This is a genomic window from Streptomyces netropsis, assembly GCF_014203545.1.
GTDB lineage: Bacteria > Actinomycetota > Actinomycetes > Streptomycetales > Streptomycetaceae > Streptomyces > Streptomyces netropsis.
The window spans coordinates 675,600-701,630 of record NZ_JACHJG010000003.1 but is presented as its reverse complement, the minus strand read 5'-3'; the positions used below and the strand labels follow the sequence as shown (position 1 = coordinate 701,630).

Sequence of the window (26,031 nt, the reverse complement as noted above, 5' to 3'; positions counted from 1 at the left end):
AGGGGCCGGTCCCCGGCCCACCCCCGGAGGCGGCCCCGGCCGTCCGGCCCGGCCGCTTCCGGGGCCGCGGGCCCGCCGCCGAGCGGGCCACGGCCGAGACCCTGGCGTTCGTCGAGAGCCCGGTCCAGCTGCTGAACGTCCTCGAATGGGCGCACCGGCACACGGCGGGGGCGCCCCGCCCGGACCACCGCCCGCTGTGCGACGGCGTACCGCGCCAGAGCGGCGGGCGGCCGGCGGAGGAAGGGCGCCCGGCGTCCCCTCTCCCGGCCGACGCCGATCTCCCCGACGCCGGCGGTCTGCTCGTCGTCGTCCTCGCGCCGCACGACCCCATGACCCGGGGGCAGCTGCGCCGGATGGCCCAACTGGCCCGGGAGCAGGGGTACCGGGTCCGCTGGGAGGAGGCGCGGGGCGGCCCCGGGGCGCCCGCGCACACGATCGGGGGACTCGCCGGGGCGCTGCGCAAGGCGCGCCGCGTCGTCATCGGCGATCCGTTCTCGCGGTACGTCCAGCTACTGCTGATGATCACGCGGGCCCGGGAGCTGGTCGTGGTGGACGACGGCACGGCGACGATGGAGTTCGTCTCCCAACTCGCGCGCGGCGAACGCCTCGTACGGTGGCACCGGCGGGGCGGCCGGGGGGCGCGCGACGTCGTTTTCGCGCCTGTATCTGCTTCCGCGCGCCGGAAACTCACTCCGAACACCCGCCGGAGCGTCGAGGTGTTCACCTCGATGCCCGTCGAGGCGCCCGCCGGGGTGACCGTCACGGCCAACGACTTCGCCTGGACCCGGGCCACGTTCGGCCCGCCCCGGCTCACGCGCGGCACGGATCTGGTCGGAACGTCCCTCGTCGAGACCGGTGTCGTGGACGCGGAGGCCTATCTGGAGGCCGTCGCCGCGCTGGCCCGCACCCATGGCGCCACCCGCTACTTCGCACACCGCCGCGAGCACACCGACAAGCTGCACCGCATCGGCGCCCGGCTCGGTCTGGAGGTGGTACGGCCCGAACTGCCGCTGGAACTGATCGCGCGCCGCGGCCCCATAGGGCGCACGGTGCTGAGCTTCCCCTCGACCGTGGTGCACACCCTGCCGCTCGCCCTCGCCGGCACCGGCGTCACCGTCGTGGTCTGCGACATCGACCCCGCGTGGCTCACCGAGACCGCCTCACCGCGCGCCGAGGGCTTCCTCTCCGGCGTCACGGACACGGCCCGCGATGTGCGCAGGCTGCCGTATGCCCCTGTTCCAACGACGCAGGCCGTAAATACGGGTCATACCCCATAGCGAACCCATCCATGCGGCTGAACTTTTCTTGATCCGGCGGCAGTTGCCCCATTCGTGGCTCTACCCTTCGCAGGGTGAACCATCTGATGCCTTGCGAAGCCGAGCCCGACACCGCCGAGAGCGATCTGCCCGGCGCGCTGCCCTCGGGGCTGCGCGCCGAACTCATCAACTTCCGGCGGGACTTGCACATGCACCCCGAGCTGGGGAACCGCGAGTTCCGTACCACGGCGGCGGTCAAGGCGAGGCTGGAGAAAGCGGGGCTCAGACCCCGCACGCTGACCATGGGCACCGGGCTCATCTGTGACATCGGCCCGGACATCGACACCGGCACCGGGGCGTGGGCCGGTGCCGGGCGGCCGATGCTCGCGCTCCGCGCGGATCTCGACGCGCTGCCCATCCCGGACACCAAGACGGTCCCGTACCGCTCGACCGTCCCCAAGATGGCGCACGCCTGCGGTCACGACGTGCACACCACCGCCGTCCTCGGCGCCGGTCTCGTCCTCGCCGAGCTGGCGGAGCGGGCCCTGCTGCCGCGCCCGGTGCGGCTGATCTTCCAGCCCGCCGAGGAGGTGCTGCCCGGCGGCGCGCTCGACGCGATCGAGTTCGGGGCGCTGGACGGCGTGGGCCGGATCATCGCCGTGCACTGCGACCCCAAGGTCGAGGTCGGCCGGCTCGGGCTGCGGCCGGGGCCGATCACCTCGGCGTGCGACCGGCTGGAGGTCTCGCTGGACGGCCCCGGCGGGCACACCGCCCGCCCGCACTTCACCACCGATCTGGTCACGGCCGCCGCCCGGGTCGCCATCGACGTGCCCGCCCTGCTCGCCCGACGGGTGGACGCCCGTTCGGGTCTGGCCGTCACCTGGGGACGGCTGGAGGCGGGGCACGCCTGCAACGTCATCCCGCAGCACGCGGAGCTGTCCGGAACGGTCCGCTGCCTGGACCTGAACGCCTGGCGGGACGCCCCCGACCTGGTGCACGCCGCGATCGACGAGGTCGCCACCATGCACCGCGCCAAGTCGGAGATCAACTACGTCCGGGGCGTGCCCCCGGTGGTCAACGACCCCGAGGTCACGGGGCTGCTGCGGCGCGCCATGGTGGCCCGGCGCGGCACCTTCGCGGTCGAGGACACCGAGCAGAGCCTGGGTGGCGAAGACTTTTCCTGGTACCTGGAGCGCGTACCGGGTGCGATGGCCCGGCTCGGGGTCCGTCCCGTCGGCGATACGACCCGTCGTGACCTGCATTGCGGTGATTTCGACGTGGACGAGGGAGCGATCCAGGTGGCCGTGGAACTGTTCACCGCCGCTGCATTGCTGGATGGAGGCCGAATGTAGCCATTCGGGTCAAGACAGGTTCGCGACGATCCGATAACGGCTTTGAAGCACCCCTTTTATCTCCATCTACGCGCGTTACGATTCCCGCGAACCAGCGCCGACGGAGGCGCTTCGAGTGAAGGGGCCCCTCGTGCGCCGGGTATCCACAATCACTGTCGCGGGTTTTGCAACCGCGGCTCTCGCATTCTCTCTCACCGCCTGTGGCGAGTCCTCGACCGAGTCGGGTGGCAGCAAGGACAAGGGCATCGGCCTCGCGTTCGACGTCGGCGGCCGTGACGACCACTCCTTCAACGAGTCCGCCGCCCGTGGCGTGGACAAGGCGGAGAAGGAGCTGGGCATGAACGCCCGCCTGCTGACCGCCAAGAACGGTGAGACCGAGGCCGAGCGCGAGCAGCGGCTGAACTCCCTCGCCGAGGCGGGCTACAACCCGGTCATCGGCGTTGGCTTCAACTACTCGAAGTCGATCGAGAAGGTCGCCAAGGACTTCCCGAAGACGACCTTCGCCGTCGTCGACTCGGTTGCCAAGGGCGACAATGTCGAGAGCATCACCTTCGGTGAGCACGAGGGTTCCTACCTCGCCGGTGTTGCCGCGGCCCTGAAGTCCAAGACCCACAAGGTCGGCTTCATCGGCGGTGTGAACAACGCACTGATCCAGAAGTTCCAGGCGGGCTTCGAGCAGGGTGCCAAGGCGACCGACCCGAAGGTCGAGGTCACCTCGCAGTACCTGTACCCGAACAACGACAAGGGCTTCAACGACCCGGCGGCCGCCAAGGACAAGGCCAAGGGCATGCTCGACTCGGGCATCGACGTGATCTACACCGCGGCCGGCCTCTCCGGCAACGGCTCGATCGAGGCCGTCGCGAGCCAGAAGGGTGCCTGGGCGATCGGCGTCGACTCCGACGCGTACCAGCAGCCGGGCCTCGCGAAGTACAAGGACTCGATCCTCACCTCGGTCGTCAAGAACGTCGACGTCGCGGTGTTCGACCTGGCCAAGAGCGTCAAGGACGGCAAGCCGCTGACCGGCCCGCACGCCTACCTGCTCAAGGACGGCGGCGTCTCGCTGGCCACCTCCGGTGGTCACATCGACGACCTGAAGGCCAAGATCGAAGAGGCGAAGAAGAAGATCTCGGACGGCACGGTCAAGGTCAAGACCTCTCCGTGATCCATGACCGGTTTCGACCGGTTCGGTAGGTCACGGGGCCCGGCACGAGAAGCGTCTTTCTCGTGCCGGGCCCGCCATACTCCCCCTCAGCTACCGCTGGGGCGGTTCCCCCAGCCAACGCTACGCGCGTAGCGTGGCGTTGAACGCGGTAGCCTCGCCCCCGCTCAACCGGAGATCTTTTTCCGGTAGCCCCGTCCTGCCGACCAGGCTCCCCCGCTCCCTTCCCCGAGGAGAGTGCGCCATCAAAGCGTCCAGTAGTACCGCACCCGCTGGTACCGCCCCCGCCGTAGAACTCGAGGGCATCACCAAGCGGTTCCCCGGTGTCGTGGCCAACCACGACATCCACCTGTCCGTCCGCCGCGGCACCGTCCATGCCCTCTGTGGTGAGAACGGCGCCGGCAAGTCGACCCTGATGAAGATCCTCTACGGCATGCAGAAGCCGGACGAGGGCACCATCACGCTCGACGGCGAGCAGGTCAGCCTGCACAGCCCCGCCGACGCCATCGCGCGCGGCATCGGCATGGTGCACCAGCACTTCATGCTCGCCGACTACCTCACCGTTCTGGAGAACGTGGTCCTCGGCGCCGAGAAGCTGCACGGCATCGGTGACAAGGCCCGCGCGAAGATCAAGGAGATCTCCGACGCGTACGGCCTCGGCGTCCGTCCCGACGTCCTCGTCGAGGACCTCGGCGTCGCCGACCGCCAGCGGGTGGAGATCCTCAAGGTCCTCTACCGGGGTGCGCGCACGCTGATCCTCGACGAGCCGACGGCCGTCCTGGTGCCCCAGGAGGTCGACGCCCTGTTCGACAACCTGCGCGAGCTCAAGGCCGAGGGCCTGACCGTCATCTTCATCTCGCACAAGCTCGGCGAGGTCCTCTCCGTCGCCGACGACATCACCGTCATCCGGCGCGGCACCACCGTCGCCTCCGTGGCCCCGAGTGAGACGACCCCCAAGCAGCTCGCGGAGCTGATGGTCGGCAGCGAGCTGCCCTCGCCCGAGACCCGGGAGTCGACGGTCACCGACACGCCGATGCTGAACGTCGAGGGGCTGCGGCTGTCCGCCACCGACCCCGACGGTGTCGTCCGCGCGGTGCTCGACGGCATCACCTTCACCATCCACAAGGGCGAGGTCCTCGGCCTCGCGGGCGTGGAGGGCAACGGCCAGGCCGAACTGGTCGAGGCCATCATGGGCATGCGGACCCCGAGCGAGGGCGTCGTGACCCTCGACGGCGCCGACATCACCCAGGCCCCGACCCGCAAGCGGCGCGAGGGCGGCATCGGCTACATCCCCGAGGACCGCCACCGGCACGGCCTGCTCCTCGAGGCCCCGCTGTGGGAGAACCGTATCCTCGGCCACGTCACGGAGAAGCCCAACAGCAAGGGCGGCCTCCTGGACAACAAGGCCGCCCGTGTGGACACCGAGCGGATCGTCCGTGAGTACGACGTGCGCACCCCCGGTATCGAGGTCACCGCGGCCTCGCTGTCCGGCGGCAACCAGCAGAAGCTGATCGTCGGCCGCGAGATGAGCCACCAGCCGAAGCTCCTCATCGCCGCGCACCCCACCCGGGGCGTGGACGTCGGTGCGCAGGCGCAGATCTGGGACCAGATCCGCGAGGCGCGCCACGAGGGCCTGGCGGTGCTGCTGATCTCCGCCGACCTGGACGAGCTCATCGGGCTCTCCGACACCCTGCGGGTCATGTTCCGCGGCCGTCTGGTCGCCGACGCGGACCCGGCCACCATCACCCCGGAGGAGTTGGGCTCGGCCATGACCGGCGCCGCAACCGGCCACCTTGAGCACGTCGAGGACGGCGGGGACGCCGCGACCGACACCGCCGCCGACAGCAACGACACGGAGCGGGAAGGGGGCGACTCCGCATGAGCCTCACCAAGAAGTTCGACAAGGACAAGCTCATCCTGGGCTTCGCCGCCCCGGCCCTCGCGATCCTGGCCGCGCTGGTCATCACCTCGCTGATCATCCTGGCCACGGGCAGTGACCCGTTCCACGCCTACGAGGTCATGGTCGACTTCGGGTCGAAGAGCGACAGCCAGGTCTGGATCGTCAACAAGGCGACCCCGTACTACCTGTCCGCGCTGGCCGTCGCCATCGGCTTCCGGATGAACCTCTTCAACATCGGCGTCGACGGCCAGTACCGCATCGCGGCCTTCTTCGCCGCCGTCGTCGGTGGCGCGCTGACCCTGCCGGGCATCATCCAGATCCCGGTCATGATCCTCGTCGCGATGATCGTGGGCGCGATGTGGGCCGGCATCGCCGGTCTGCTGAAGACCACCCGCGGCGTCAGCGAGGTGATCAGCACCATCATGCTGAACGCCATCGGCGCCTCGCTGATCGGCTACCTGCTCCAGGACGGGCGGCTCGCGGAGAAGGAGGGCAACCTGATCCACACGCCCTACCTGCCCGACTCGGCCCACTTCTTCGAGATCCCGACCGTGCCCAAGCCGATCTACGGCTTCGTCGTGATCGCGGCCCTCGCGGGCGCCGTCTACTGGTTCGGTCTGAACCGCACCCGGTTCGGCTTCGACCTGCGTACGGTCGGCCGCTCCGAGTCCGCGGCGCAGGCCAGCGGCGTCAACGTCAAGCGCATGGTGATCACCTCGATGGTGCTCTCCGGCGCGATGGCGGGCCTCGTCGGCATGCCGACCCTGCTCGGCGTCTCGTACAACTACGGCACCGACTTCCCCACCGGCATCGGCTTCACCGGCATCGCCATCGCGCTGCTGGGCCGTAACCACCCCATCGGCATGGCGCTCGGCGCCCTGCTCTGGGGCTTCCTGGACCGCACCGGCACGCAGCTCGAGTTCGAGGGCTACGCGCAGGAGATCGTCGGAGTGATCCAGGGCGTCATCGTCCTGTGCGTCGTCATCGCGTACGAGGTCGTGCGCCGTTACGGCCTCAAGATGCAGCAGCGCAAGGTCGGCGAGGAGCTCGCCGCCCAGGCCAAGAGCGACAAGGCGGAGGTTTCCGCGTGAGTACGACTTTCACCGACGCGCTTGCCAAGGGCCTGACCGGCAAGAACAAGGGCGAGCGGCGCAAGCTCTCCTACCCCGTGATCCTGCTGCTCATCGCGGGCGGCCTGCTGGTGCTCTCCGTACTGCGGGTGATCACCGGCGCGGAGGACCTGACCTCCTCCGGCCAGTTCAGCGGCGCCCTCGGCGCGGCCGTGCCGATCGGACTCGCGGGCCTCGGCGGCCTGTGGGCCGAGCGTGCGGGCGTCGTCAACATCGGCCTCGAAGGCATGATGATGCTCGGCACCTTCAGTGCCGGCTGGATCGGCTGGCAGCACGGCCCCTGGGCCGCGGCGGCCGCCGGCATCCTCGGCGGCGCGCTCGGCGGCCTCGTGCACGCGCTGGCCACCGTCACCTTCGGCGTGGACCACATCATCTCCGGTGTGGCGATCAACATCCTGGCGCTCGGCGTCACGCAGTACCTCGCCAAGCTCTGGTTCGGCGCGGAGGGCAGCGAGGCCCAGCAGGCGGGCGGCAACGACAAACAGTCGCCGGTCATGGAGAACATGCCGAACTTCTCGATCCCCGGTCTCTCCGACTGGCTGAACTCGATCGAGAAGCACAACTGGTTCTTCGTCTCCGACCTCGCGGGCATCGTCGACGGCCTGGTCACCGACGTGTCCTGGCTGACGATCGTCGCGGGCGGCCTGTTCGTCCTCACGTTCTTCGTGCTGTGGCGCTCCTCCTTCGGTCTGCGCCTGCGGTCCTGCGGTGAGAGCCCGGTGGCGGCCGAGTCCCTCGGCGTCAACGTCTACAAGTACAAGTACGCGGCCGTGGTCGTCTCCGGCGGCCTCGCGGGCCTCGGCGGCGCGTTCCTCGCCATCGGCACCCACATGTACTCCGACGGCCAGACCGGCGGTCGTGGCTACATCGGTCTCGCCACGATGATCTCCGGCAACTGGCGGCCGGGCGGCGTCGCGATGAGCGCGGGCCTGTTCGGCTTCATGGACAGCCTCCAGCTGCGCTCCGGCGGCCCGACCGTCCACGCGCTGCTGCTGCTCGTCGCGGTGCTGCTGATCGGCTTCGCCGCCTGGCGGCTGCGGGCCGGCAAGACCAAGCCCGCGATCGTCAGCGCCGCCTTCGGTGTGGCGCTCATCGTCTGGTACACGATGACCAAGACCGTGCCGCTGGAGCTCGTCGACGCCACCCCGTACGTCGCGACGCTGCTCGTGCTGTCCTTCTCCGCGCAACGCCTGCGGATGCCCAAGGCCAACGGCAAGCCCTACCGGAAGGGCGAAGGAAAGTGACCTCGCCCTCCGACGGTCCTGTCGACTGGGAGAACCTGCGGACGCAGGCCCGGGACGCGATGTCCCGGGCCTACGCCCCGTACTCCGGCTTCCCCGTCGGCTCGGCGGCCCTCGTCGACGACGGGCGCACCGTCACCGGCTGCAACGTGGAGAACGCCGCCTACGGCGTGACCCTCTGCGCCGAGTGCGGCATGATCTCCGCCCTCATCTCCTCGGGCGGCGGCAAGCTCACCGCGTTCACCTGCTGCGACCGGCACGGCAACATCCTGATGCCGTGCGGCCGCTGCCGTCAGCTCCTGTGGGAGCACGGCGGCCCGGAGCTGGCCGTGGACACCGCCAAGGGCGTCCGCCCGCTGGCGGAGCTGCTGCCGGACGCGTTTGGGCCCGCCGACCTGAATCGTTGAAGATGTCCTTAAGCGCCGGACGGGCTGATCTTCAGCCCGTCCGGGTCACTTTCCGGCCCCGGGAAGACTGAGGACGCACGAACCTTAAGGAAAATGTGCTGATGGACGCCATTTCCGTAATCCGCACCAAGCGTGACCGCGGCCGCCTGACCGACGCGCAGATCGACTGGGTCATCGACGCGTACACCCGCGGCGAGGTCGCCGACGAGCAGATGTCCTCGCTCGCGATGGCGATCCTGCTCAACGGCATGGACCGCGCGGAGATCGCCCGCTGGACCGCCGCGATGATCAAGTCGGGCGAGCGCATGGACTTCTCCTCGCTGCCCGTCCCGACCTCCGACAAGCACTCCACCGGTGGCGTCGGCGACAAGATCACCCTGCCGCTGGCCCCGCTCGTCGCCGCCTGCGGCGCGGCCGTGCCGCAGCTCTCCGGCCGCGGTCTCGGCCACACCGGTGGCACGCTCGACAAGCTGGAGTCCATCCCCGGCTGGCGCGCGCTGCTCTCCAACGACGAGATGATGGCCGTCCTGCGCGACGTCGGCTCCGTCATCTGCGCGGCGGGCGACGGCCTCGCCCCCGCCGACAAGAAGCTCTACGCGCTGCGCGACGTGACCGGCACGGTCGAGGCGATCCCGCTGATCGCCTCGTCCATCATGTCGAAGAAGATCGCCGAGGGTACGGGCTCGCTCGTCCTGGACGTCAAGGTCGGCTCCGGCGCCTTCATGAAGAACCTCGCCGACGCCCGTGAGCTGGCCTCCACCATGGTCGGCCTGGGCACGGACCACGGTGTGAAGACCGTCGCGCTGCTCACCGACATGTCGACGCCGCTCGGTCTGACCGCGGGCAACGCCCTCGAGGTCCGCGAGTCCGTCGAGGTCCTCGCCGGCGGCGGCCCGGCCGACGTTGTCGAGCTGACCATCGCGCTGGCCCGCGAGATGCTCGACGCGGCCGGTCTGCCCGACGCCGACCCGGCCAAGGCCCTCGCGGACGGCTCCGCGATGGACCACTGGCGCCGCATGATCATCGCGCAGGGCGGCGACCCGGACGCGGCCCTGCCGGTCGCCCGCGAGCAGCACGTCGTGACCGCCGCCGAGTCCGGTGTCCTCACCAAGCTCGACGCCTACGCCGTCGGCGTCTCCGCCTGGCGCCTGGGCGCCGGCCGGGCGCGCAAGGAGGACCCGGTCCAGTTCGGCGCGGGCATCGAGCTGCACGCCAAGCCGGGTGACACGGTGAAGGCGGGCCAGCCGCTGATGACCCTGCACACCGACACGCCGGAGAAGTTCGACTACGCCCTCCAGGCACTGGAAGGCGCCGCGGACTACGCCGCGGCCGGCACGGAGTTCACCGCGAACCCGATCGTGCTGGACCGCATCAGCTGACCTGCGGTTTCTCGTACGTGCGAACGGGACCGGCGGACATCCGCCGGTCCCGTTCGGCATAGGGCCCAGGGCTTCACCACGGCCAAGGTGCTCGACGCGGTGGTGCCCCGCCCCCGGACACCACCGCGTCACCCGCTCAGACCGCGGTCCGCTCCACGGGGATCCACAGCTCCGAGTCCGCCCGTGCCGCGTCCGGCGACAGCCGGGTGCGCAGGATCTCGGGGCCCGGCCTGCTCTGGTACGGATTGGACGGGAACCACTGCGTGAACACATCGCGCCACAGGTACTGAAGCGCCTGGGGGAACGGCCCGGAGTTCTCGAAGACGGCCCAGGTCCCCGCGGGGACGGTGAGCGCGTCCAGGTCGTCCGGCACGCCGGCCCCGGTCACCACCCCGTGGTAGTAGTCGAATTCGGTTCCCTCGGCCCGACTCGGGTCGAGGTCGTCGCTCACCGCGACGATCCCCTCCGGATCCTGATCGGACAGGCCGGTGATCCGCCGTATCGTCTCCTGGTCGATGCTTCGGACGAAATCGGCGATCGCCGGGTTCATCCCCTCGTGGACGAGCGGGACACGGGCCTTCCTGCCGATCACACGGAACTGCTCCTTCTCCACGACCCGGTATCGCATGCTGCTGCTCCCTTCGACGATGAGGCGGAAGGACATCCGTGGCTGGGAGCGCAGAGCGGCACCGGTCCGCCGGGCCTCGCCCGGACCCACACCGTGCACACCCCGGAACGCACGCGCGAACGCCTCTCCCGACCCGTAGCCGTAGCGCACCGCGATCTCCAGCAGCGTCCGCTCTCCGGCGAGCACCTCGGCCCCCGCGACGGTGAGCCGTCTGCGCCGGATGTACTCCGACAGCGAGATCCCCGCCAGCGCGGAGAACAGCCGGCGGAAGTGGTACTCCGACGTCACCGCGATCCGCGCCAGCTCGGTCACCTCGATCCGCTGATCGAGGTGCGACTCGATGTGTTCCAGGGCCTCGTTCAGCCGCTCCAGCACCTCGGTCTCCTTCCCTTACGTCCATCACGTTAGGAAGATCGAACCCTGCCGGACCCGACATCCTGTGCCCGGTCCTATCGGGTGGGACAGGCGGATCGAGGGCACCCCCGCAGCCGACGAAGGGGCCGCCCCCACCAGGACAGGTGGTGGGACGGCCCCTTCGGGCTCCTAGGGGAAAGAGAGCGGAAACGGACGTCGGCCTCAGCGGCGGGCGGCGACGATCAGGGTCCGGCGCTCCACGAGCGCCTTCCGGGTGGCGTACAGGGTGATGGACGCCGCGCTCACCATGGCCACCAGACCCAGCACCACCGTGCCGTCCCAGCCGCCCCAGTTGTAGGCGAGGGCGCCCACCGTGCCGCCCAGCGAGCTGCCCAGGTAGTACGCCGTCTGATAGAGCGCCGACGCCTGCGCCCGGCCCGTCTTGGCCGCACGGCTCACCGAGGACGAGGCCACCGCGTGGCCCGCGAAGAAACCCGCCGTGATGAGGACCAGGCCGAGCAGTACGGCCCCCAGCGACTCGGTCAGGGACAGCAGCAGTCCGGCCGTCGTCGTGCCCACCGCCAGATACAGCGCGCCCCGTCGGCCCAGCCGGCCGACGAGCTTTCCGGCCGCCGCCGAGGAGACGGTTCCGACCAGGTAGACCAGGAAGATCGAGCCGACGACACCCTGCGGAAGCGAGAACGGCGCCTCGACCAGGCGGTAGCCGATGACCGTGTAGACCGCGCCGAAGACGGTCATGAACAACGCGCCGATCGCGTACAGCCGGCGCAGCAGCGGGTCGGACAGGTGACCGCCGACCGTACGGGCCAGGGCGCGCGGCGAGACGGTGGCCGACGTGAAGTGCCGGGCCTTCGGGATCAGCAGCCGGAAGACGACCGCGCACACCATGGCCATCAGCCCCACCGCGGCGAGCCCGGCCCGCCAGCCCCAGGCCTGGGCGACCCAGCCGGTGACGATCCGTCCGGACATCCCGCCGATGGCGTTGCCCGCGACGAACAGCCCGATCGCGCCGACCAGTGCCTTCGGCCGCACCTCCTCCGCCAGGAACGCCATCGCCGAGGCGGGCAGTCCGGCCAGCGCCACGCCCTGCACGGCGCGCAGCGCGATCAGCCACCCGAGGTCCGGGGCGAACGGCACGAGCAGCGACACGAGCGTGGCCACACAGAGCGCGGCCGTCATCATCGCGCGGCGCCCGAAGCGCTCGGAGAGTGCGCTCAGCGGGACGACGGCGACGGCGAGCGCGCCCGTCGCGGCGGACACGGTCCAGCTCGCCTGATCCGGCGTCACCCCGAGGTCGGCGGAGATCGCGGGCAGGAGGGCCTGCGTGGAGTAGAGGAGCGCGAAGGTGGCGACACCGGCGGCGAAGAGCGCGAAGCTCATCCGGCGGTAGCCGGGCCCGCCGGGGGCCAGCTTGGTGTCGCAGGGCGAGGAGGGAGCAGCAGGAGTCGGGGACGACGAGGCAGAGGCATCCGGGCGCGTGATGACGTCGGATGCCCCGGTATCCGCAGGAGGCATGTACCGACCGTATGCACGCACCGCTCATGCGTCCAATGCACAAAATCGCGATAATCGTTCCCATGCAGCATCAGCGCAGGTCAGCCAAGGCTCTGTCACCAATTGGCAACAAGAGAGTCACCGGGAATTTTGACATCCCGGTAACACCCGACACACCTGACATCGAGGTGGATTCCTGGGCGGTCACCCTCACCCCGCGCCTCGCGCAGTTCGTGGCCGTCGCCCGCCACGAGCACGTCACCCGGGCCGCGCAGCAGCTCGCCATGCCGCAGTCCACCCTGAGCCGCTCGATGGCCCGCCTCGAACACGACCTGGGCGTCGCCCTGTTCGCCCGCCACGGCCGCACGGTCTCCCTCACCGCCGCCGGCCGCGCCTTCCTCGTCTCCGTCGAGCGCGCCCTGTCGGAGGTCGACCGCGCCGCCGAGTCCGTGCGGGCCGACGCCGACCCCGCGGCCGGCAAGGTCGCCTTCGGCTTTCTGCACACCCTCGGCCCCGAGACCGTCCCCGGTCTGATCCGCGCCTTCCGCGTCGACCACCCGCGCGTGCGGTTCCAGCTCGTCCAGAACTACGGCGAGGCCATGTTGGAACGACTGCGCACCGGCGACCTCGACCTGTGCCTGACCTCGCCCGTGCCCGACGCCCCCGACCTCGTTGCCCGCCGCCTCGACGAGCAGAAGCTGCGGCTCGTCGTCCCCGAGGACCACCCCCTGGCCGTCCGCAAGCGCGTCCGGCTCGCCGAGGCCGCCGCCGAACTCTTCGTCACCCTCGAACCCGGCTACGGGCTGCGCCGCATCACCGACGCGGTCTGCGCCGAGGCGGGGTTCACCCCGAAGATCGCCTTCGAGGGCGAGGAGGCCGAGACGCTCCGCGGCCTGGTGGCCGCCGGCCTCGGCGTCGCGCTGCTGCCGCCCCCGGCCGTCCCCCGCCCCGGGGTCGTGGAGCTGACCGTCACCGCCCCGCGCGCCTTCCGCGAGATCGGCGTGGCCTGGCTCGACGGGCACCCCGACACGCCGCCCGTCGCGGCCTTCAAACGGTTCCTGCTGTCGCGCCGTGGACAACTGCTGCACGGCGAGGGGCCGCCGGCGTGACCGGGACTTCGCCCCGACCCCGGTCCTCGGGCTAGTGCCGTAGCGACGCGCCGAAGCCGGAGGCCAGCGGCATCCGCAGCCCCAGCGGCGGCGGCGCCGCCAGCGCGTCGGCCAGCGGCCGGGCGTAGTGGTGGCCGAACAGCGAGCCCCGTACGAAGTCCGCCGCCAGGGCCAGCACTTCGGGACGGTGCTGCCGGAGGGCGTGGCCGTCGGAGTGGACCTCGAACCGGCAGGTGTCGCGGTTGACCTTCTTGGCCCGCTCGGCGAGCCGGTAGGAGAGGTCGGGGTCGGTGCGCTCGTCGTCGGTGCCGTGCACGAGCAGCACCGTGCGGCCCGTGAGCTGCCGGACGGGGTCGGGGTCGATGACCGCCTCGGGCTCCGGCAGCCAGGGGGAGAGCGCCAGCACCGAGGCCACCGCCGGGTGTCCGGCGGCGCTCAGCGCGGCGCGCGCCCCCATGCCCGTACCGATCAGGACGACCGGCACGTCGCCGTAGCGCCGCACGACCTCGTCCACGGCCCACTCCGCGTCCCGAACCGGGTGCGCCGCGGCGCCGTTCCAGCCGCGATGGCGATAGCGGACCACGTGGGTGACCAGTCCCTCCGTCTCACCCGCCCGGGCCAGCCGGCGAGCCAGCGGGCGCTGCGCGGCGAGCGTCAGGGGGGAGGGGCGCCGGGTCCCGGCGGGCCGGCCGCCGGGGAGCAATAGGGCCACACCGTGCACGGTGTGCCCGGCACCGAGCGGCTTTCCGAGGCGGACCGTTCTCTCCGGGTCCCGCTGCGGCAACGCTTGCTGAGCCATGGCAGACAACGATGGCAGAAGGCCGGGCGGAGTCCACCCCGCCGACGGGTCACCTTTCCGTATCGTTCGCCGATATCTACGCGCGTAGGGGCTAGAGTGCCGAGATGACGAGCGAGACCACCTCACAACCCACCCCCGATCAGATCCGTCGCGCGCCCAAGGTGCTGCTCCACGACCACCTGGACGGCGGCCTGCGCCCCGGCACCGTCGTCGATCTCGCTCGCGAGATCGGCTACACCGGCCTCCCGGAGACCGACCCGGACAAGCTGGGCGTCTGGTTCCGCGAGGCGGCCGACTCCGGTTCGCTGGAGCGCTATCTGGAGACGTTCGCCCACACCTGTGCCGTCATGCAGACCCGCGAGGCCCTCGTCCGGGTGGCCGCCGAGTGTGCCGAGGACCTGGCCGAGGACGGCGTCGTCTACGCCGAGGTGCGCTACGCCCCCGAGCAGCACCTGGAGCGCGGGCTCAGCCTCGAAGAGGTCGTCGAGGCCGTGAACGAGGGCTTCCGCGAGGGCGAGCGCCGCGCCAGGGCCAACGGTCACCGCATCCGCGTCGGCGCGCTGCTCACCGCCATGCGGCACGCCGCCCGCGCGCTGGAGATCGCCGAACTCGCCAACCGCTACCGCGACACCGGCGTGGCCGGCTTCGACATCGCGGGCGCGGAGGCGGGCTTCCCGCCCACCCGCCACCTGGACGCGTTCGAGTACCTCAAGCGCGAGAACAACCACTTCACGATCCACGCGGGCGAGGCCTTCGGCCTGCCGTCCATCTGGCAGGCCCTGCAGTGGTGCGGCGCCGACCGGCTCGGCCACGGCGTGCGGATCATCGACGACATCCAGGTCGCGGAGGACGGCACGGTCACGCTCGGCCGACTGGCCTCCTACGTCCGGGACAAGCGCATTCCGCTGGAGATGTGCCCGACCTCCAACCTCCAGACCGCCGCCGCGAGCTCGTACGAGGACCATCCGATCGGCCTCCTGCGGAAGTTGCATTTCCGTCTGACGGTGAATACGGATAATCGTCTGATGAGCGGCACGAGCATGAGTGTCGAATTCGAGCACCTGGTCAAGGCGTTCGGCTATTCCCTCGACGACATGCAGTGGTTCACCGTCAACGCGATGAAGTCCGCGTTCATCCCATTCGATGAACGTCTGGCCATGATCAATGACGTGATCAAGCCGGGTTACGCGGAGCTGCGGTCCGAGTGGCTGTTCCGCCAGACGGCCGCCGAGACCGCTGTGACCAGCAATTCCGGTTCCACCGAGGGCTGACGGTCCATCAGCGTCGAATACAGTGAAAACGGCCGGGACTTACGCGTCCCGGCCGTGTCATTGTTTGCGGGGCCCCCGAACTCGTGACTAGGTTGCAGTGCCGCTCAAAATCCCCCCGTCACGAGGACAGATTTCTGATGAAGCAGGGAACCTTCAAGACGCTCGGCGTCGCCGCCGTCGGTGCCGCCTTCGCCGTCACCGCGGCGGGCACCGCCTCCGCGGCCGCCAACCCCGGCACTCTCGAGTCGGTCAGCACCACCGCCCAGGGCACGGCGCAGGGCCTCCCCGTCGAGCAGGTGGCGAGCATGGCCCCGGCCGGCGGCCCCGTCGTCTCCGCCGCGAACCGGGCCGTCGCCTCGGGCGTCGTGACCCAGGCGGCCAAGGCTCTCGACACGTCGCTGGCCCCCCACCTCCTGCCGACCGACACCAAGGGCAACGGCGGCCTGCTCGGCGGCCTGCAGCCCGGCGCCCTCACCAACAACCTGCCCACCAAGGGTCTGCCGGTCGGTGGCCTCGGCGGCTGACGCCCGTACGCGTAACGAGCGGGCCGCGCACCCGGTAAGGGGTGCGCGGCCCGCCGCGTGTGCGCGAAGGGGATGCCCCGAGGTCACCAGGCGGTGGCCGTGCTGTGGGCCTTCTCGCTCGGCAGCAGCAGCCACAGCGCTAGATAGAGCACGAACTGGGGGCCGGGCAGCAGGCACGAGACCAGGAAGATCACCCGCATCGTCGTGCGGGAGACACCGAAGCGCTGGGCCAGACCCGCGCAGACACCGGCGATCATCCTGTTGTTCCGGGGGCGGACCAGCGGAGCGGACATGGTGGCGACTCCTCGTCGTCGGTGCGGCGACGCGATGGTGAGCGGCTGCCGCGGGAGGTGTTTCCCTGATGACTCCACGCTACGACCGCGCCCCGGGCAAAGCGTCGCTCTAAGGGGCGATACCGACCCTGGGGATCGTCGGGGTCATACCCTGAGTCACCTCATCCCGGCGGAGGGCTTTGCGGGGCCGCACCTCACCCCCGCGACGGAGCCGGGCCCGGACGGCCGGGACCACCGCCAGATGCGCCATAGCCACCCCCGTGACGTTCAGGAACAACGCGTCCGCGTTCAGCACCTGGCCCACGACGCCGCTCTGCACCACCTGGAGCATCAGCGCGATCATCGCGCTGGTGAACACCGTCCGGGTCAGCGACCCCAGCGACGACACCGCCAGCCGGCCGCGCGCCCACGGCAGCAGCACGCCCAGCGGTGCGAACGTCAGCACCATCGCGCCGATCGCCCGGGCCGCGTCCCACGGCGCCAGCGCCAGGTCGGCGCGGATGGTGGCCAGCGGCTCGACCTGCGCGGCGGTCACCCACGGCGCGGTCAGCGGGCGCAGGGCCAGCCAGCCGACGACGAGGAGGTGGACGGCCAGAAGGACGCAGCCCGCGACGCGGTAGCGGTATCGGAGGGCGGTCGTACCGCCGTAACCATGACCCTGCACGCCCCACAGGACGCGGCGCGCGCCCCGCGCGGTTCCGCCGGTCGGCAACGGAGCGTCAACACCGCCGGTCCGCGCCGCCGCGCCCCCTCAGACGGCCGTTCCCCGCACGGTCTCCGGCCGGGTCCGGACCTCGTCGGTGCAGGCGAAGCGCTTGGGCGCCTCGTCGCCCGGCCCGCCGAGGACGACCGCGGCCTTGCCCCCGGCCGCGGCGGTGCCCGTGAACGTGCACGCGAGCTGCGCCACCGCGAGCGGCGGCAGCTCCTCCGGAGCGCGGCTCAGCCGCAGCGTCCCGGCCGGATCGTCCTTGCGCGGCCCGCTGACGGACAGCCGCAGCGGGACGTCCGTGGAGAACCCGGCGTCGGCCTCGGGGGACGAGGGGGCCCGCCGCAGCTCCTCCAGGAGCGCCTGGGCGACCGCCAGGGCGTCTTCCGGCGTGCTTTCGGGCAGTGCCATGACCCTGGGCACCGGCAGCAGCTGCGAACCGCACACGAGCTGCACGGACAGCGCGACGCTGCCCGAGGGCGGCAGGCTCTGCGCGCCGGAGCGTACGACGCACGTCGCCCGCGAGGGCGCGCTGCCGGCGTCCACCGGCACGGCCGTGCCCCGGATCCCGCACCCGGCCAGGGCAGCCAGCCCGAGTGCCAGGGCGAGTGCCGGTCCGAGTGTCCGGGTGGCGGCCCGGGCCGCGGTCCTCGCGGTGACGGTCCTCATCGCGCGTTCCCCTCAGCCGTACCCGGCGAAGTGCCGTCCCCGTCGCCGTCCGCCCCGCTCCCGTCCCCGTCGTCCGGCTCACTCTCCGTGGCCGTGCCCCGGGGGAGGGTGAGGGTGAAGACCGCGCCGCCGTCCGGCGAGTTGGCGGCGGTGATCTCACCACCGTGGATGTGGGCGTTCTCCAGGGCGATCGACAGCCCCAGACCGCTGCCCTCGGAGCGGGGGCGGGACGCGCTCGCCTTGTAGAAGCGGTCGAAGACGTGCGGCAGGACGTCCTCGGGGATGCCGGGGCCGTGGTCGCGCACCTCGATCACGAGGGAGTCGTCCGCCGTCCGCACGGCCACCCGCACCGGCGACCCGCCGTGCTTGAGGGCGTTGCCGATGAGGTTGGCGAGGATCACGTCGAGGCGGCGCGGGTCGAGCAGCGCCATGATGCCGCGCTCGGCGTCCAGATCGACCGCGTCCAGCCAGGCACGGGCGTCGATGCAGGCGGTGACCTGGTCCGCGACGTCCACGTCGTCCAGGACCAGCCGGGCCGTGCCCGCGTCGAAGCGGGTGACCTCCATCAGGTTCTCCACCAGCTCGTTCAATCGCCTGGTCTCGCTCACCACGAGCTGCACCGCCGGCGCGATCATCGGGTCGAGGTTCTCCGCCTCGTCCTCCAGCACCTCGGTCACCGCGGTGATCGCCGTGAGCGGGGTCCGCAGCTCGTGCGACATGTCGGCGACGAAGCGCCGGCTCGCGGCCTCCCGGGCGCTCAGGTCCTCGACGCGCTTCTGCAGCGACTCCGCCGTCCTGTTGAACGTCCGCGACAGATCTGCCAGCTCGTCCGTGCCCGACACCTGGAGCCGGGTGTCCAGCTTCCCCTCACCGAGCCGCCGCGCGGCGTCGCCGAGCCGCTGCACGGGCCGTAGCACCGTCGAGGCGGCGGCCTGGGCGAGCAGGGCCGAGCCGATCAGGGCGAGGCCGGTGGCGATGCCCAGGGACCAGGCGAGGGAGTTGAGGTCCGCCCGCTCGTTGTCCAGGGACTTCAGCAGATAGCCGGTGGGCCCGCCGCCGATCACCTTGGCGCCGCCGACGAGATAGGGCTTGCCGTCGAGTGTGATCCGCTGCCAGTACAGGTGGTACGGGTAGTGGTTCGACTCGGTGACCGGCCGCTCGCGGTTCACGGCCCTGCGCAGCGAATCGGGGACGACCTCGAGCGTGAACAGATCCCGGTCCGAGGGGGCCGCGCAACTGCCGCCGCCGGTGACCTTGTCGATCAGCAGCACCTCGTACTTCTGCGAGGTGGCGGCCATCCGGTCCGCGGCCTCCTGCAGCTCGGGGCAGGTCGGGGTCAGCGGCAGCGTCCCCGTGTTGTCCTGGAGGGACTTGCGGAAGTCGTCCAGGGCGGCGTTCTGCGTGCGGGTGAGGACCGCGTCGCGGTTGAGCCAGTACGCGATGGCGGACGCGGACACCGCCGCGGCCAGCGCGACCAGCGCGAAGACGAGCATCAGCCGCAGCCGGAGGCTCACCCACCGCATGCTGAGCTGCACGACCCGCTTCGCCGCCGCCCAGCCCCGTACCCGACCGGGCTCTTGATTCACGGTGCGCTCTCTGTGCTGTTGTGGTGGGCCGAAGTGATCACTGCGGGGTGTCCAGGCGGTAGCCGACCCCGCGGACCGTACGGATCAGGGTCGGGGAGGAGGGAACGTCCTCGACCTTGGCGCGCAGTCGCTGCACACAGGCGTCCACCAGCCGGGAGTCGCCGAGGTAGTCGTGCTCCCAGACCAGCCGCAGCAACTGCTGCCGGGACAGCGCCTGCCCCGGCCGGCGGCTGAGCTCCAGCAGCAGCCGCAGCTCGGTCGGTGTGAGCTGGAGGTCCTCGCCGTTCTTCGTGACCGTCATCGCGGAGCGGTCGATGACCAGCGAGCCGAACGACGCCGAGTCGTTGGACTCCCGCTCGCCGCGGCGCAGCACCGCACGGATCCGGGCGTCGAGCACCCGGCCCTGCACGGGCTTGACCACGTAGTCGTCGGCCCCGGACTCCAGCCCGACCACGACGTCGATGTCGTCGTTGCGCGCGGTCAGCAAAATGATCGGCAGCTGGTCGGTGCGCCGGATGCGGCGGCAGACCTCGAAACCGTCGATCCCGGGCAGCATGACGTCCAGCACGATCAGATCCGGCCGCTGCTCGCGCAGCAGCTTCAGGCCGTCCTCGCCGGTCGCCGCGGTCGCCACTCGGTGACCTTGGCGGGACAGGGAGAACTCGAGGGCCGTGCGGATGGCGTCGTCGTCCTCGATCAGCAACAGGAAAGGCACGGTGGTCATTCTGGCCTAAGAGTGGCCCTCAGTTCGACAGACGGCGTTGTCCGGAGTGCGGCCGGAGGGTGTCCAGGGTGCTCAGTGCCCTGTTGCAGGGCTGTGACAGTCGGGGGACAGCGCCATGAAACTGGCCCGGCAGGCTTTGGTTCACCGAGCGGCACCAGGGCTCGGGACGCAAACGGACCGAGCTGGCTCCACCGACGGGGGGCGCGAGATGAACACACTGCACAGCACCACGACCAGCGCAGTCATTCGCACGCGCCTGCACGACGCCGGGCGGGGTTCGGAGAAGTCCGGTGCCGTGGGCGGACGGGGGTGCGCCCGCGGCACCGGACGGGTCAGGCCGCCGTACATGGTGGCCATCGACGCGAGCGTGTACGGGGAGGCCGCCCGGGGCACGGGGGAAAAGCCCGGGGGTTCGGGGGAACGCAAGGCCGAGTCCCGGACGGAGGCGGAGTTCACCGCCTACGTCCAGGAGCGCCGGGCCTCCCTGTACGCGACCGCGTATCACCTGACCGGTGACCGTTACGAGGCGGAGGACCTGCTCCAGAGCGCGCTGTTCTCCACGTACCGGGCCTGGGACCGGATCGCCGACAAGGCGGCGGTGGGCGGCTATCTGCGCCGCACCATGACCAATCTGCACATCAGCGCCTGGCGTCGGCGGAAGCTCAACGAGTACCCGACGGAGGAGCTGCCGGAGACGGTGGGCGACCAGGACGCGATGCGCGGCACCGAACTGCGCGCCGTGCTCTGGCAGGCGCTGGCCCGGCTGCCCGAACTCCAGCGCACGATGCTGGTGCTGCGCTACTACGAAGGCCGCACCGACCCGGAGATCGCGGACATCCTCGACATCAGCGTCGGCACGGTCAAGAGCAGCATCTGGCGCTCGCTGCGCCGGCTGCGCGAGGACGAGGTCATCGGCTCCGAGCGTGGCGCCGTCGAGTCCTTCGGCGAGCTGGTGGCCTAGGCCTGGCCGGCGGTTCATGGGGACGCACCACCGCTGCGCGGCGGTGTCCTCAATCTCCCCCAGCTACCGCTGGGAGCTGCCCCCAGCGAGCTGATTTCAGCCCGTCCGGCGATTGAGGACGCGCCCGCAGGGCACTCGCCGCCGTAGGCGGCAACGACGGCCCGCAGCCAGGGCCGGGGACCAACGGGGGAACCACGGGGGAGAGAGCGGGCGGACAGCCGGGGGGTCTGTCCTGCCCGCTCTCGCCGTTTCGCCGTCCCGCGGGGTCCGCTCCGGCCCGCGCAGGAGGGCCGCTCAGGCGGGTCCGTTCAAGTGCAGGGCCGTTCAAGTGCGGGCCGTTCAGGCCGGAGGCCGCGCAGACCGAGGTCCGCTGTAGCAGGCCGCTCAGGCCACCCGTACCGGGTCCGGGTCGGGTGCGCACGTCTCCCGCCGCCCGGCGGCCGCGGCGGCTATCCGGCCCATGGCCGCGTCCTTGTCGCAGGCGTGCGCGCCGAGCGCCGTCTGCCGGGCCACGATGCCGCGCTCGGCGCGCATCAGCCGCAAGCCGCGGCGCAGCAGGTACGGGATGGGCTTACGGGCCTCCCGCAGATCGCGCACCAGTCGGCGGCGGAAGGTCGTCGAGGGGCGGCCCCGCAGACACAGCGCGTCGGCGAGGACGCCCAGTTCCCGGCAGCGCTCGATGATGTCCGCGGCGAAGACGCCCTCGGCGATGAACAGCGAGGTGCGCCCGATGTCCAGCGTGCTCTGCCCGGTCCGCGAGCTGGTGGCGATGTCGTACAGCGGCACCGGCGTACGGGCGGTGCGGCACAGGGCGTCGATCGCGGCGACGGCCGCGTCCGCGTTCCACGACAGGGGTGAGTCCCAGTCGGCGCCGGACCCGTCGCCGAGCAGCGGCAGGGTCGGGTCGTCGCCTTCCTTGTAGAAGTCGTCGAGGTTGAGCACGGGCAGCCCGGTGCGGGCGGCGAGGGACGACTTTCCGGAGCCGGAGGGTCCGGTCAGCAGGATGACGCGCGCGGGAGTCAGGTGGGGAGTCACGGGACACCAGTGTGAGGCATTGGGCCGCATGGGGGATCCCCCCGGGTCGAAACGTGCGCGAAACGTCACTGTTCCACTACGTTGCGTTGTCGTTCTCCGGCATCCCACGACCCGGCAGGTGGCCATGGCCTCGCACGCACGACACGCACGCTCCACGTCTCCCCGTCCGGGGCTCCCGCGCGCGCTCGTGCGCGTAGGGGTGTCCGTATCGGCCGGAGCTGCGATCGTCGTGGGCGGTGCGGCGAGCGCGAACGCCGCGCCCCCCACGGGCGGTACCCAGCCGGTCGGCGTCTCGTTCGGCGAGCTGTCCGTGGAGGCGGCCGGGAAGGCGGCCGGCCAGTCGCTGCACCACTCCTCCGCGGCCCTGTTCGGCCCGGCGAAGGTGCTGCGGCTCAACCCGATGGCCGGCACGGGCGTCGACCCGACGGACAACGCGGTCGGCACCCAGGTCGCCGACTTCCAGCCCGTGAGCACCGCGATGGTCACCGCGCCGCTCTCCCAGGGCGGCGCCCTGGGGCAGCTGCCGCTGCTGAGCTACGGGGCGGGGCTGCTGCCCGGCTGACGGCCGCGCATGCGCGACGGCGGCGGCTCCCGGTCCGGGGAGCCGCCGCCGTCGTATGCCCTGGTGCCGTCGGCTAGTAGGCCGAGCCGCCCGCGCCGAGCGAACCGGTCGGGTGCCAGACCGTCTTGGTCTCCAGGAACGCCGTCATCCGGTCCGTGCCGGGGTCGGCGGACCAGTCCACAGCCTGTGGACGGAGGACGCGCTTGAGGTTGTCGGCCGCGGCGATCTGGAGCGCCTTCGACAGCTCCGCGTCGGCACCGGCCAGGTCGATCGCGTTGACGTCCTGGTGCGCGGCGAGGGACGGAGAGATCTCCGCGGCCTTGCCGGACAGGATGTTGACCACACCGCCGGGCACGTCGGAGGTGGCGAGCACCTCACCCAGCGACAGCGCCGGGAGCGGGGCCTTCTCGGAGGCGATGACCACGACCGTGTTGCCGACCGCGATCACCGGGGCGATCACGGACACCAGGCCGAGGAAGGAGGACTCCTGCGGGGCCACGACGGCCACCACACCGGTCGGCTCCGGCGTCGAGAGGTTGAAGAACGGCCCCGCGACCGGGTTCGCGCCGCCGACGACCTGCGCGATCTTGTCGGTCCAGCCCGCGTACCAGACCCAGCGGTCGATCGCCGCGTCGACCTGGGCCGCCGCCTTGGACTTCGAGAGCCCCTCGGCGTCGGCGACCTCCGCGACGAACTGGTCGCGGCGGCCCTCCAGCATCTCGGCGACGCGGTAGAGGATCTGGCCGCGGTTGTACGCGGTCGCGCCGGCCCAGCCGCCCGTCGCCTTGCGTGCCGCGACGACCGCGTCACGCGCGTCCTTGCGGGACGACAGCGGGGCGTTGGCGAGCCACTTGCCCTTGGAGTCGGTCACCTCGTACACCCGCCCGCTCTCGGACCGGGGGAACTTGCCCCCGACGAACAGCTTGTAGGTCTTGAAGACACTGAGTCGCTCAGACATCGAGGTAGGCCTCCAGACCGTGACGGCCACCCTCGCGGCCGAAGCCCGACTCCTTGTAGCCGCCGAAGGGCGAGGTCGGGTCGAACTTGTTGAACGTATTGGCCCAGACGACGCCCGCGCGCAGGCTGTTCGCCACCGACAGGATCCGCGAACCCTTCTCGGTCCAGATGCCCGCCGACAGCCCGTACTGCGAGTTGTTGGCCTTCGCGACGGCCTCGGCCGGGGTGCGGAAGGTCAGCACCGACAGCACCGGGCCGAAGATCTCCTCGCGGGCGATGCGGTGCGCCTGCGTGACGTTCGTGAAGAGCGTCGGGGCGAACCAGTAACCCGCGGAGGGCAGCTCGCAGGCCGGGGCCCAGCGCTCGGCACCCTCGGCCTCGCCGCTGTCGGCGAGGGCCTTGATCCGGGCCAGCTGCTCGGCGGAGTTGATCGCGCCGATGTCGGTGTTCTTGTCCAGCGGGTCGCCGAGGCGCAGCGTGGACAGCCGGCGCTTGAGCGCGTCCAGCAGCTCGTCCTGGATCGACTCCTGGACCAGCAGCCGGGAGCCCGCGCAGCAGACCTGGCCCTGGTTGAAGAAGATGCCGTTGACGATGCCCTCGACGGCCTGGTCGATGGGCGCGTCGTCGAAGACGATGTTCGCGCCCTTGCCGCCCAGCTCCAGGGTCAGCTTCTTGTCCGTACCGGCGACGCTGCGCGCGATGGCCTTGCCGACGGCGGTGGAGCCGGTGAAGGCGACCTTGTCGACGCCCGGGTGCTCGACCAGTGCGGCGCCCGTGGTGCCGTCACCGGTGACGATGTTGACGACGCCCTTGGGGAGACCGGCCTGGCGGCAGATGTCCGCGAAGAACAGCGCCGACAGCGGGGTGGTCTCGGCCGGCTTGAGGACGACCGTGTTGCCCGTGGCGAGCGCCGGGGCGATCTTCCACGCCAGCATCAGCAGCGGGAAGTTCCACGGGATGACCTGGCCCGCGACGCCCAGCGCCTTCGGGTTCGGGCCGTAGCCGGCGTGGTCGAGCTTGTCGGCCCAACCGGCGTAGTAGAAGAAGTGGGCGGCGACCAGCGGCAGGTCGGCGTCGCGCGTCTCGCGGATCGGCTTGCCGTTGTCCAGGGTCTCCAGGACGGCCAGCTCGCGCGAGCGCTCCTGGATGATCCGGGCGATCCGGAACAGGTACTTGGCGCGCTCGGCGCCCGGCAGCGCCGACCACTTCTCGAACGCCTTGCGGGCGGCCTTGACCGCCGCGTCCACGTCCTCGGCCGAGCCCTGCGCGACCTCGGAGAGGACCTCCTCGGAGGAGGGGGAGAGGGTCTTGAAGACCTTGCCGTCCGAGGCGTCGCGGAACTCGCCGTCGATGAACAGCCCGTAGGACGGGGCGATGTCGACGACCGCGCGCGACTCCGGCGCGGGTGCGTATTCAAAGGCCATGATCAGTCCACCGTCACGTAGTCGGGACCGGAGTAGCGCCCGGTGCTCAGCTTCTGGCGCTGCATCAGCAGGTCGTTGAGGAGGCTGGAGGCGCCGAAGCGGAACCAGGTGTTGGTCAGCCACTCCTCACCGACGGTCTCGTTGACGAGGACCAGGAACTTCAGCGCGTCCTTCGTGGTGCGGATGCCGCCGGCCGGCTTCACGCCCACCTGGACGCCCGTGGTGGCGCGGAAGTCGCGGACCGCCTCCAGCATCAGCAGGGTGTTCGCCGGGGTGGCGTTCACCGCGACCTTGCCGGTCGAGGTCTTGATGAAGTCGGCGCCGGCCAGCATGCCGAGCCAGGAGGCGCGGCGGATGTTGTCGTACGTCGACAGCTCGCCGGTCTCGAAGATGACCTTGAGCCGGGCGGCGCTGCCGTCTTCCCGGCGGCAGGCTTCCTTGACGGCCTTGATCTCCTCGAACACCGAGAGGTAGTGCCCCGAGAGGAACGCGCCCCGGTCGATCACCATGTCGATCTCGTCCGCGCCCGCGGCGACGGCGTCCCGGGTGTCGGCCAGCTTGACCGGCAGCGCGGCGCGGCCGGCCGGGAAGGCGGTGGCGACGGAGGCGACGTTGACGCCGGAGCCCTTGAGGGCCTCGGCGGCGGTGGCCGCCATGTCGGGATAGACACAGATCGCCGCGACCTTGGGCGTGGTGCGGTCGGTCGGATCGGGGTTGACGCCCTTGGCGCACAGCGCCCGGACCTTGCCCGGGGTGTCCGCGCCCTCGAGCGTCGTCAGGTCGATCATGGAGATCGCCAGGTCGATGGCGTACGCCTTCGCCGTCGTCTTGATCGAGCGGGTGCCGAGCATGGCGGCGCGGGCCTCGAGCCCGACCGTGTCGACACCCGGCAGGCCGTGCAGGAAGCGGCGCAGCGCACCGTCGGAGGCGGTCACGTCCGCCATCGACGCCAGTCGCTCGGCGGCTTCGTTGCCGTTTGAGGGAACAGTGGGCATGGTCACCGGATGAGCATATCTACGCGCGTAGCGCGTGTCACCCCCCAGGGTCGGGTCCCCTGCACCACACTGCCTTCTGCGGGCGTGGTGCACAA

At 71.1% G+C, this 26,031-nt stretch carries 25 protein-coding genes; 13 read left to right on the top strand and 12 right to left on the bottom strand.

Annotation, left to right across the window (positions count from 1 at the left end; all coding sequences use genetic code 11):
- The first annotated feature begins 101 nt into the window (after positions 1–101).
- The 8 genes from FHS38_RS11005 to FHS38_RS10970 all read left to right on the top strand — a co-directional run bounded on the left by FHS38_RS11005 (position 102) and on the right by FHS38_RS10970 (position 9,824).
- Positions 102–1,277, top strand: a complete 1,176-nt coding sequence (locus tag FHS38_RS11005) for a hypothetical protein (RefSeq protein WP_184733417.1) — start codon at positions 102–104, stop codon at positions 1,275–1,277.
- Positions 1,278–1,363: 86 nt separating this feature from the next.
- Positions 1,364–2,608: an amidohydrolase gene (locus FHS38_RS11000; protein ID WP_184733416.1), complete on the top strand. Its 1,245-nt coding sequence runs from the start codon at positions 1,364–1,366 to the stop codon at positions 2,606–2,608.
- A 130-nt stretch (positions 2,609–2,738) separates the two neighbouring features.
- Positions 2,739–3,770: a BMP family lipoprotein gene (locus FHS38_RS10995; protein ID WP_184733275.1), complete on the top strand. Its 1,032-nt coding sequence runs from the start codon at positions 2,739–2,741 to the stop codon at positions 3,768–3,770.
- A gap of 241 nt (positions 3,771–4,011) precedes the next feature.
- Entirely contained in the window at positions 4,012–5,649 is a 1,638-nt protein-coding gene (locus FHS38_RS10990; RefSeq protein ID WP_184733415.1) for an ABC transporter ATP-binding protein, read from the top strand.
- Positions 5,646–6,758: an ABC transporter permease gene (locus FHS38_RS10985; RefSeq protein ID WP_184733274.1), complete on the top strand. Its 1,113-nt coding sequence runs from the start codon at positions 5,646–5,648 to the stop codon at positions 6,756–6,758. Before FHS38_RS10990 ends, FHS38_RS10985 begins: the two co-directional genes overlap by 4 nt.
- On the top strand, positions 6,755–8,041 hold the full coding sequence (locus FHS38_RS35230) for an ABC transporter permease (RefSeq protein WP_184733273.1): 1,287 nt from the start codon (positions 6,755–6,757) through the stop codon (positions 8,039–8,041). Before FHS38_RS10985 ends, FHS38_RS35230 begins: the two co-directional genes overlap by 4 nt.
- The gene (locus tag FHS38_RS10975; RefSeq protein ID WP_184733271.1) at positions 8,038–8,445 is read left to right on the top strand and encodes a cytidine deaminase; all 408 of its coding nucleotides are present in this window, start codon (positions 8,038–8,040) and stop codon (positions 8,443–8,445) included. The genes FHS38_RS35230 and FHS38_RS10975 overlap by 4 nt, the downstream gene beginning before the upstream one ends.
- 101 nt (positions 8,446–8,546) lie before the next feature.
- The gene (locus FHS38_RS10970; protein WP_184733270.1) at positions 8,547–9,824 is read left to right on the top strand and encodes a thymidine phosphorylase; all 1,278 of its coding nucleotides are present in this window, start codon (positions 8,547–8,549) and stop codon (positions 9,822–9,824) included.
- 136 nt (positions 9,825–9,960) lie between these two features.
- On the opposite strand, the gene FHS38_RS10965 is transcribed toward FHS38_RS10970, so the two are convergent.
- Both FHS38_RS10965 and FHS38_RS10960 read right to left on the bottom strand, forming a co-directional pair.
- Entirely contained in the window at positions 9,961–10,827 is an 867-nt protein-coding gene (locus FHS38_RS10965; protein ID WP_184733269.1) for an AraC family transcriptional regulator, read from the bottom strand.
- Between the two features lie 201 nt (positions 10,828–11,028).
- The gene (locus FHS38_RS10960) at positions 11,029–12,342 is read right to left on the bottom strand and encodes an MFS transporter (RefSeq protein ID WP_184733268.1); all 1,314 of its coding nucleotides are present in this window, start codon (positions 12,340–12,342) and stop codon (positions 11,029–11,031) included.
- 62 nt (positions 12,343–12,404) lie between these two features.
- On the opposite strand from FHS38_RS10960, the gene FHS38_RS10955 reads away from it, so the two are divergent.
- Positions 12,405–13,430 carry a LysR family transcriptional regulator gene (locus tag FHS38_RS10955; protein WP_184733267.1) on the top strand — a complete coding sequence of 342 codons (1,026 nt, stop codon included), beginning with the start codon at positions 12,405–12,407 and terminating at the stop codon, positions 13,428–13,430.
- 31 nt (positions 13,431–13,461) lie between these two features.
- Here the strand turns inward: FHS38_RS10955 and FHS38_RS10950 are convergent, their stop codons facing one another.
- A complete protein-coding gene (locus FHS38_RS10950; protein WP_184733264.1) occupies positions 13,462–14,229 on the bottom strand; it encodes an alpha/beta hydrolase in 768 nt (255 codons plus the stop codon).
- Positions 14,230–14,333: 104 nt separating this feature from the next.
- Here FHS38_RS10950 and FHS38_RS10945 point away from each other — a divergent pair, with 104 nt between their 5' ends.
- Both FHS38_RS10945 and FHS38_RS10940 read left to right on the top strand, forming a co-directional pair.
- Positions 14,334–15,500: an adenosine deaminase gene (locus tag FHS38_RS10945; protein ID WP_184733261.1), complete on the top strand. Its 1,167-nt coding sequence runs from the start codon at positions 14,334–14,336 to the stop codon at positions 15,498–15,500.
- Between the two features lie 137 nt (positions 15,501–15,637).
- Positions 15,638–16,024: an ATP-binding protein gene (locus tag FHS38_RS10940; protein ID WP_184733258.1), complete on the top strand. Its 387-nt coding sequence runs from the start codon at positions 15,638–15,640 to the stop codon at positions 16,022–16,024.
- An 83-nt stretch (positions 16,025–16,107) separates the two neighbouring features.
- Here the strand turns inward: FHS38_RS10940 and FHS38_RS10935 are convergent, their stop codons facing one another.
- The 5 genes from FHS38_RS10935 to afsQ1 all read right to left on the bottom strand — a co-directional run bounded on the left by FHS38_RS10935 (position 16,108) and on the right by afsQ1 (position 19,993).
- Positions 16,108–16,317 (bottom strand): PspC domain-containing protein, encoded by a 210-nt coding sequence (locus FHS38_RS10935; protein ID WP_184733255.1) that lies wholly within the window; start codon positions 16,315–16,317, stop codon positions 16,108–16,110.
- Between the two features lie 109 nt (positions 16,318–16,426).
- Positions 16,427–16,981, bottom strand: coding sequence for a VanZ family protein (locus tag FHS38_RS10930; RefSeq protein WP_184733253.1), 555 nt, complete (start codon positions 16,979–16,981; stop codon positions 16,427–16,429).
- An 87-nt stretch (positions 16,982–17,068) separates the two neighbouring features.
- Complete coding sequence (locus FHS38_RS10925) at positions 17,069–17,692, bottom strand: hypothetical protein (protein ID WP_229822249.1); 624 nt, start codon at positions 17,690–17,692, stop codon at positions 17,069–17,071.
- Positions 17,689–19,215, bottom strand: a complete 1,527-nt coding sequence (locus FHS38_RS10920; protein ID WP_221494873.1) for an ATP-binding protein — start codon at positions 19,213–19,215, stop codon at positions 17,689–17,691. Before FHS38_RS10920 ends, FHS38_RS10925 begins: the two co-directional genes overlap by 4 nt.
- A gap of 100 nt (positions 19,216–19,315) precedes the next feature.
- A complete protein-coding gene (gene afsQ1 / locus FHS38_RS10915; protein ID WP_184733249.1) occupies positions 19,316–19,993 on the bottom strand; it encodes a two-component system response regulator AfsQ1 in 678 nt (225 codons plus the stop codon).
- Positions 19,994–20,210: 217 nt separating this feature from the next.
- On the opposite strand from afsQ1, the gene FHS38_RS10910 reads away from it, so the two are divergent.
- Entirely contained in the window at positions 20,211–20,963 is a 753-nt protein-coding gene (locus FHS38_RS10910; RefSeq protein WP_184733247.1) for a SigE family RNA polymerase sigma factor, read from the top strand.
- 384 nt (positions 20,964–21,347) lie between these two features.
- Here FHS38_RS10910 and FHS38_RS10905 read toward each other — a convergent pair whose 3' ends face one another.
- Positions 21,348–22,028 (bottom strand): ATP-binding protein, encoded by a 681-nt coding sequence (locus tag FHS38_RS10905; protein WP_184733245.1) that lies wholly within the window; start codon positions 22,026–22,028, stop codon positions 21,348–21,350.
- 199 nt (positions 22,029–22,227) lie between these two features.
- Here FHS38_RS10905 and FHS38_RS10900 point away from each other — a divergent pair, with 199 nt between their 5' ends.
- Positions 22,228–22,560: a hypothetical protein gene (locus FHS38_RS10900; RefSeq protein WP_229822256.1), complete on the top strand. Its 333-nt coding sequence runs from the start codon at positions 22,228–22,230 to the stop codon at positions 22,558–22,560.
- Between the two features lie 73 nt (positions 22,561–22,633).
- Here FHS38_RS10900 and FHS38_RS10895 read toward each other — a convergent pair whose 3' ends face one another.
- The 3 genes from FHS38_RS10895 to deoC are packed head-to-tail and all read right to left on the bottom strand — an operon-like array spanning position 22,634 to position 25,936.
- Positions 22,634–23,518 carry an aldehyde dehydrogenase family protein gene (locus FHS38_RS10895; RefSeq protein ID WP_184733241.1) on the bottom strand — a complete coding sequence of 295 codons (885 nt, stop codon included), beginning with the start codon at positions 23,516–23,518 and terminating at the stop codon, positions 22,634–22,636.
- Positions 23,511–24,947 carry an aldehyde dehydrogenase family protein gene (locus tag FHS38_RS10890; RefSeq protein WP_184733413.1) on the bottom strand — a complete coding sequence of 479 codons (1,437 nt, stop codon included), beginning with the start codon at positions 24,945–24,947 and terminating at the stop codon, positions 23,511–23,513. Before FHS38_RS10890 ends, FHS38_RS10895 begins: the two co-directional genes overlap by 8 nt.
- Positions 24,944–25,936 carry a deoxyribose-phosphate aldolase gene (gene deoC, locus FHS38_RS10885; protein ID WP_184733412.1) on the bottom strand — a complete coding sequence of 331 codons (993 nt, stop codon included), beginning with the start codon at positions 25,934–25,936 and terminating at the stop codon, positions 24,944–24,946. Before deoC ends, FHS38_RS10890 begins: the two co-directional genes overlap by 4 nt.
- Between the last annotated feature and the right edge of the window lie 95 nt (positions 25,937–26,031).